Raw genomic sequence first — 6,656 nt, forward strand, 5'->3', positions numbered from 1 at the left:
TATGTTGATTTGTTCTGCAACGATTTATAGTACGCTTCTTACGTAAGTTAACATGGGGCGAGATGCCCCGGCCCTGGAGATATGGATGAAATCACTGTTTAAAGCCACGCTGCTGGCAACGACGATGGCCGTTGCTATGCACGCACCGATCACTTTTGCTGCTGATGCGGCGAAACCGGCAGCTACCGCTGATAGCAAAGCAGCATTTAAAAACGACGATCAAAAAGCGGCTTATGCGCTGGGCGCCTCGCTGGGTCGTTACATGGAAAATTCGCTTAAAGAGCAGGAAAAGTTGGGCATCAAACTGGATAAAGATCAGTTGATTGCCGGCGTTCAGGATGCCTTTGCCGATAAGAGCAAACTGTCCGATCAGGAAATTGAGCAAACGCTGCAGACGTTTGAAGCACGCGTGAAGAGCGCTGCTCAGGCGAAGATGGAAAAAGACGCTGCCGATAACGAAGCAAAAGGTAAAGCGTTCCGCGACGCTTTTGCTAAAGAGAAAGGCGTGAAAACCTCCTCTACCGGTTTGCTTTACAAAGTAGAGAAAGAAGGCACAGGCGAGGCGCCGAAAGATAGCGATACCGTTGTGGTGAACTACAAAGGTACGCTGATCGACGGTAAAGAGTTTGATAACTCTTACACCCGCGGCGAACCGCTCTCCTTCCGTCTGGACGGCGTTATCCCTGGCTGGACTGAAGGCCTGAAAAATATTAAGAAAGGCGGCAAGATCAAGCTGGTTATCCCACCGGCGCTGGCCTACGGTAAAACGGGCGTTCCGGGTATCCCGGCGAACTCCACCCTGGTATTCGACGTAGAGCTGCTGGATATCAAACCAGCGCCGAAAGCGGATGCTAAACCTGCCGATGCGGCTGACGCTAAAGCCGCAGATGCTGCTAAAAAATAAAAACTGAGAGCCGCCGCTTGTAATAGCGGCGGTTTTTTTTATTCAGGCCGGATATATTACTCACCATAATTTGATTTGCGGATAACGGCGCTTGCGCTGGTCGTTAAGGGCGAGACCGTAGGCTGAATGTCCGCCAACGCACACGTAGTCTGAAATAGACGAGCAAATTAGTACTGGAAAGATGAACCCTCACTGTATTAATTTAATCATCCGCGTAAATAATGAGCCTGCCCTGAAAACATAACGACAGGCTCCTGAAAAGGAGTGTTTTTTTTCATGTCCAGGTCGCTTTTAACCAACGAAACCAGTGAACTTGATTTGCTGGATCAGCGTCCCTTCGAGCAAACCGACTTCGATATTCTGAAATCCTACGAAGCGGTAGTGGACGGGTTAGCGATGCTTATAGGTTCCCATTGTGAAATCGTATTGCACTCTTTGCAGGATCTAAAATGTTCAGCCATTCGTATTGCCAATGGCGAACATACGGGCCGTAAAATTGGCTCGCCGATTACCGACCTGGCGTTGCGTATGTTGCACGACATGACAGGGGCGGACAGTAGCGTGTCGAAATGCTATTTCACGCGCGCGAAAAGCGGTGTCTTGATGAAGTCGTTGACGATTGCCATTCGCAACCGCGAGCAGCGCGTCATTGGTCTACTGTGCATCAACATGAATCTTGATGTGCCATTTTCACAGATTATGAATACCTTTATTCCGCCGGAAACGCCGGAAGTCGGCTCAGCGGTTAATTTTGCCTCCTCAGTCGAAGATTTAGTCACCCAGACGCTGGAGTTCACGATCGAAGAAGTGAATGCCGATCGTAATGTCTCTAACAACGCGAAAAATCGTCAGATCGTCCTTAACCTGTACGAAAAAGGCATTTTCGATATTAAAGACGCCATTAACCAGGTAGCCGATCGTCTGAATATCTCAAAACACACGGTTTACCTCTATATTCGCCAGTTCAAAAGCGGCGATTTTCAGGGGCAGGATAAATAATGCGTTATGCCATTATGGTCACCGGGCCGGCATATGGCACCCAGCAGGCCAGCAGCGCATTGCAGTTCGCCCACGCGCTGCTCAATGAGGGGCATGAGTTAGCCAGCGTCTTTTTCTATCGGGAAGGTGTCTATAACGCCAATCTCCTGACCTCGCCGGCGAGCGATGAATATGATCTGGTACGCGCCTGGCAGAAATTGAATACGCAGCATGGCGTAGCGCTGAACATCTGTGTCGCGGCGGCGCTTCGTCGCGGTATTATTGATGAAACTGAAGCCGGCAGACTGGCGTTGCCGTCCGCCAATCTTCAGCCGGGCTTTACGCTAAGCGGACTGGGCGCGCTGGCGGAGGCATCTCTCACCTGCGATCGGGTGGTGCAGTTTTAATGAAACGTATTGCATTTGTCTTTTCCACCGCGCCGCACGGCAGCGCCTCAGGCCGTGAAGGACTGGATGCGCTGCTGGCAACGTCAGCGCTAACGGAAGCGCTGGGCGTCTTTTTTATCAGCGATGGCGTCTTTCAGTTATTACCGGGACAAAAACCAGACGCTGTGCTGGCGCGTGACTATATTGCTACTTTCAAGCTCTTTGATTTGTACGATATTGATCAATGCTGGATCTGCGCGGCATCGCTGCGCGAGCGTGGTCTGGAAAACGTTAATTTTGTGGTAGACGCCACGCCGCTGGAACCCGTGGCGTTACGCCGCGAGCTTGGCAACTATGATGTCATCCTGAGATTCTGAGGCGTTTATGCTGCATACCTTACCTCATTGCGCTTCGGGCGTTGATTTTCCCGCTTTGCTGCGCCTGCTAAAAGAGGGCGATGCGCTTTTGTTGCTCCAGGATGGCGTTACCGTCGCGATTGAAGGTAACCGCTTCCTTGAAAGTCTGCGCGATGCCCCCATAACAGTCTATGCCTTGAAAGAAGACATTGACGCCCGCGGCCTGGGTGGTCAAATTTCAGACAGTGTCGTCAGGGTTGACTATACTGAGTTTGTCAGACTCACGGTTAAGTATGCCAACCAGATGGCCTGGTGATGGCGGGATCGTTGTATATTTCTTGACACCTTTTCGACACCGCCCTAAAATTCGGCGTCCTCATATTGTGTGAGGGCGTTTTATTACGTGTTTACGAAGCAAAAGCTAAAACCAGGAGCTATTTAATGGCAACAGTTAACCAGCTGGTACGCAAACCACGTGCTCGCAAAGTTGCGAAAAGCAACGTGCCTGCGCTGGAAGCATGCCCGCAAAAACGTGGCGTATGTACTCGTGTATATACTACCACTCCTAAAAAACCGAACTCCGCACTGCGTAAAGTTTGCCGTGTTCGTCTGACTAACGGTTTTGAAGTGACTTCCTACATCGGTGGTGAAGGTCACAACCTGCAGGAGCACTCCGTGATCCTGATCCGTGGCGGTCGTGTTAAAGACCTCCCGGGTGTTCGTTACCACACCGTTCGTGGCGCGCTTGACTGCTCCGGCGTTAAAGACCGTAAGCAAGCTCGTTCTAAGTACGGCGTGAAGCGTCCTAAGGCTTAATGGTTCTCCGTTAAGTAAGGCCAAACGTTTTAAATTAATGTCAAACTAAACTCGTAGAGTTTTGGACAATCCTGAATTAACAACGGAGTATTTCCATGCCACGTCGTCGCGTCATTGGTCAGCGTAAAATTCTGCCGGATCCGAAGTTCGGATCAGAACTGCTGGCTAAATTTGTCAATATCCTGATGGTAGATGGTAAAAAATCTACTGCAGAATCAATCGTATACAGCGCGCTGGAGACCCTGGCTCAGCGTTCTGGTAAATCTGAACTGGAAGCTTTCGAAGTCGCTCTCGAAAACGTTCGCCCGACTGTAGAAGTTAAATCCCGCCGTGTAGGTGGTTCTACTTATCAGGTACCAGTTGAAGTCCGTCCGGTCCGTCGTAATGCTCTGGCAATGCGTTGGATCGTAGAAGCTGCTCGTAAACGCGGTGATAAATCCATGGCTCTGCGCCTGGCGAACGAACTTTCTGACGCTGCAGAAAACAAAGGTACTGCAGTTAAGAAACGTGAAGACGTTCACCGTATGGCAGAAGCCAACAAGGCGTTCGCACACTACCGTTGGTAATCCCTTCGGAGTCATAGTCACCAGGCGGGCGCTTCAGGTAAGTCGCCCGTTTTGGATAACTTAACTGAACGCCTAAAGATATCAACGAGGAATCAAATGGCTCGTACAACACCCATCGCACGCTACCGTAATATCGGTATCAGTGCGCACATCGACGCCGGTAAAACCACTACTACCGAACGTATTCTGTTCTACACCGGTGTAAACCACAAAATCGGTGAAGTTCATGACGGCGCAGCTACCATGGACTGGATGGAGCAGGAGCAGGAGCGTGGTATTACTATCACCTCCGCAGCGACTACTGCATTCTGGTCTGGTATGGCTAAGCAGTATGAACCGCATCGCATCAACATCATCGACACCCCGGGGCACGTTGACTTCACTATCGAAGTAGAACGTTCCATGCGTGTTCTCGATGGTGCGGTAATGGTTTACTGCGCAGTTGGTGGTGTTCAGCCGCAGTCTGAAACCGTATGGCGTCAGGCAAACAAATACAAAGTTCCGCGCATTGCGTTCGTTAACAAAATGGACCGCATGGGCGCGAACTTCCTGAAAGTTGTTGGTCAGATCAAAACCCGTCTGGGCGCGAACCCGGTTCCGCTGCAGCTGGCAATTGGTGCTGAAGAAGGTTTCACCGGCGTTGTTGACCTGGTGAAAATGAAAGCCATCAACTGGAACGATGCCGACCAGGGCGTTACCTTCGAATACGAAGATATCCCGGCTGACATGCAGGACCTGGCTAACGAATGGCACCAGAACCTGATCGAGTCCGCCGCAGAAGCTTCTGAAGAGCTGATGGAAAAATACCTGGGTGGTGAAGAACTGACTGAAGAAGAGATCAAACAAGCTCTGCGTCAGCGCGTTCTGAACAACGAAATCATCCTGGTAACCTGTGGTTCTGCATTTAAGAACAAAGGTGTTCAGGCGATGCTGGATGCGGTAATTGATTACCTGCCATCCCCGGTAGACGTACCTGCGATCAACGGTATTCTGGACGACGGTAAAGATACTCCGGCTGAGCGTCACGCAAGCGACGACGAGCCGTTCTCTGCGCTGGCGTTCAAAATCGCTACCGACCCGTTTGTGGGTAACCTGACCTTCTTCCGTGTGTACTCCGGTGTGGTTAACTCTGGTGATACCGTACTGAACTCCGTGAAAACCGCACGTGAGCGTTTCGGTCGTATCGTTCAGATGCACGCCAACAAACGTGAAGAGATCAAAGAAGTTCGCGCGGGCGACATCGCGGCTGCTATCGGCCTGAAAGACGTGACTACCGGTGACACCCTGTGTGATCCGGAAAACCCGATCATTCTGGAACGTATGGAATTCCCTGAGCCGGTAATCTCCATCGCGGTAGAACCGAAAACCAAAGCTGACCAGGAAAAAATGGGTCTGGCTCTGGGCCGTCTGGCGAAAGAAGACCCGTCATTCCGCGTATGGACTGATGAAGAATCTAACCAGACCATCATCGCTGGTATGGGTGAACTTCACCTGGATATCATCGTTGACCGTATGAAGCGTGAATTCAACGTTGAAGCTAACGTGGGTAAACCTCAGGTTGCTTACCGCGAAGCGATTCGCGCGAAAGTTACCGACATCGAAGGTAAACACGCGAAACAGTCTGGTGGTCGCGGTCAGTATGGTCATGTTGTTATCGACATGTACCCGCTGGAGCCGGGCTCTAACCCGAAAGGTTACGAGTTCATCAACGACATCAAAGGTGGTGTAATTCCTGGCGAATACATCCCGGCCGTTGATAAAGGCATCCAGGAGCAGCTGAAATCTGGCCCGCTGGCGGGTTATCCGGTAGTTGATCTCGGTGTGCGTCTGCACTTCGGTTCTTACCATGACGTTGACTCCTCTGAGCTGGCGTTTAAACTGGCTGCGTCTATTGCCTTTAAAGAAGGCTTTAAGAAAGCAAAACCAGTTCTGCTTGAGCCGATCATGAAGGTTGAAGTAGAAACACCTGAAGAGAATACCGGTGACGTTATCGGCGACCTTAGCCGCCGTCGTGGTATGCTCAAAGGTCAGGAATCTGAAGTTACAGGCGTTAAGATCCACGCTGAAGTACCGCTGTCTGAAATGTTCGGATATGCAACTCAGCTGCGTTCTCTGACCAAAGGTCGCGCATCGTACACTATGGAATTCCTGAAGTATGATGATGCGCCGAACAACGTTGCTCAGGCCGTAATCGAAGCCCGTGGTAAATAAGCCGCAGGGTTAAAAACCAAAATCCCGTGCTCTCTCCTGAAGGGGAGAGCGCTATAGTAAGGAATATAGCCGTGTCTAAAGAAAAATTTGAACGTACAAAACCGCACGTTAACGTCGGCACCATCGGCCACGTTGACCACGGTAAAACTACCCTGACCGCTGCAATCACCACCGTACTGGCTAAAACCTACGGCGGTGCTGCTCGTGCATTCGACCAGATCGATAACGCTCCGGAAGAAAAAGCGCGTGGTATCACCATCAACACTTCTCACGTTGAATACGATACCCCGACCCGCCACTACGCACACGTAGACTGCCCGGGGCACGCCGACTATGTTAAAAACATGATCACCGGTGCTGCGCAGATGGACGGCGCGATCCTGGTTGTTGCTGCGACTGACGGCCCGATGCCGCAGACCCGTGAGCACATCCTGCTGGG

Annotated in this window: 9 protein-coding genes; all 9 read left to right on the forward strand. The window is 51.1% G+C overall.

The window, feature by feature from the left end; genetic code table 11:
• Positions 1-85 precede the first annotated feature (85 nt).
• A complete protein-coding gene (gene fkpA, locus ACLJQJ_RS22995) occupies positions 86-904 on the forward strand; it encodes an FKBP-type peptidyl-prolyl cis-trans isomerase (RefSeq protein ID WP_000838222.1) in 819 nt (272 codons plus the stop codon).
• 276 nt (positions 905-1,180) lie between these two features.
• Positions 1,181-1,903 carry a transcriptional regulator gene (locus tag ACLJQJ_RS23000; protein WP_000091471.1) on the forward strand — a complete coding sequence of 241 codons (723 nt, stop codon included), beginning with the start codon at positions 1,181-1,183 and terminating at the stop codon, positions 1,901-1,903.
• Positions 1,903-2,289, forward strand: a complete 387-nt coding sequence (tusD, locus tag ACLJQJ_RS23005) for a sulfurtransferase complex subunit TusD (protein ID WP_001268010.1) — start codon at positions 1,903-1,905, stop codon at positions 2,287-2,289. The genes ACLJQJ_RS23000 and tusD overlap by 1 nt, the downstream gene beginning before the upstream one ends.
• On the forward strand, positions 2,289-2,645 hold the full coding sequence (gene tusC, locus ACLJQJ_RS23010; protein ID WP_000820705.1) for a sulfurtransferase complex subunit TusC: 357 nt from the start codon (positions 2,289-2,291) through the stop codon (positions 2,643-2,645). The genes tusD and tusC overlap by 1 nt, the downstream gene beginning before the upstream one ends.
• Before the next feature lie 7 nt (positions 2,646-2,652).
• Positions 2,653-2,940, forward strand: a complete 288-nt coding sequence (gene tusB, locus ACLJQJ_RS23015; RefSeq protein WP_000903398.1) for a sulfurtransferase complex subunit TusB — start codon at positions 2,653-2,655, stop codon at positions 2,938-2,940.
• A 125-nt stretch (positions 2,941-3,065) separates the two neighbouring features.
• On the forward strand, positions 3,066-3,440 hold the full coding sequence (gene rpsL / locus ACLJQJ_RS23020; RefSeq protein WP_000246815.1) for a 30S ribosomal protein S12: 375 nt from the start codon (positions 3,066-3,068) through the stop codon (positions 3,438-3,440).
• 95 nt (positions 3,441-3,535) lie between these two features.
• Positions 3,536-4,006, forward strand: coding sequence for a 30S ribosomal protein S7 (gene rpsG / locus ACLJQJ_RS23025; protein WP_001138043.1), 471 nt, complete (start codon positions 3,536-3,538; stop codon positions 4,004-4,006).
• Between the two features lie 96 nt (positions 4,007-4,102).
• Positions 4,103-6,217, forward strand: a complete 2,115-nt coding sequence (fusA, locus tag ACLJQJ_RS23030) for an elongation factor G (protein WP_000124693.1) — start codon at positions 4,103-4,105, stop codon at positions 6,215-6,217.
• A 71-nt stretch (positions 6,218-6,288) separates the two neighbouring features.
• A partial coding sequence (locus tag ACLJQJ_RS23035; RefSeq protein ID WP_002444880.1) for a GTP-binding protein occupies positions 6,289-6,656 on the forward strand: 368 nt, incomplete at its 3' end.

It is taken from the genome of Salmonella sp. SAL04202, from assembly GCF_046550775.1.
GTDB lineage: Bacteria > Pseudomonadota > Gammaproteobacteria > Enterobacterales > Enterobacteriaceae > Salmonella > Salmonella enterica.

What these genes read in the sequence shown, in the direction of transcription:
- fkpA (WP_000838222.1), top strand. Translation starts at nt 86, where the DNA reads ATGAAATCACTGTTTAAAGCCACGCTGCTGGCAACGACGATGGCCGTT.
- ACLJQJ_RS23000 (WP_000091471.1), top strand. Translation starts at nt 1,181, where the DNA reads ATGTCCAGGTCGCTTTTAACCAACGAAACCAGTGAACTTGATTTGCTG.
- tusD (WP_001268010.1), top strand. Translation starts at nt 1,903, where the DNA reads ATGCGTTATGCCATTATGGTCACCGGGCCGGCATATGGCACCCAGCAG.
- tusC (WP_000820705.1), top strand. Translation starts at nt 2,289, where the DNA reads ATGAAACGTATTGCATTTGTCTTTTCCACCGCGCCGCACGGCAGCGCC.
- tusB (WP_000903398.1), top strand. Translation starts at nt 2,653, where the DNA reads ATGCTGCATACCTTACCTCATTGCGCTTCGGGCGTTGATTTTCCCGCT.
- rpsL (WP_000246815.1), top strand. Translation starts at nt 3,066, where the DNA reads ATGGCAACAGTTAACCAGCTGGTACGCAAACCACGTGCTCGCAAAGTT.
- rpsG (WP_001138043.1), top strand. Translation starts at nt 3,536, where the DNA reads ATGCCACGTCGTCGCGTCATTGGTCAGCGTAAAATTCTGCCGGATCCG.
- fusA (WP_000124693.1), top strand. Translation starts at nt 4,103, where the DNA reads ATGGCTCGTACAACACCCATCGCACGCTACCGTAATATCGGTATCAGT.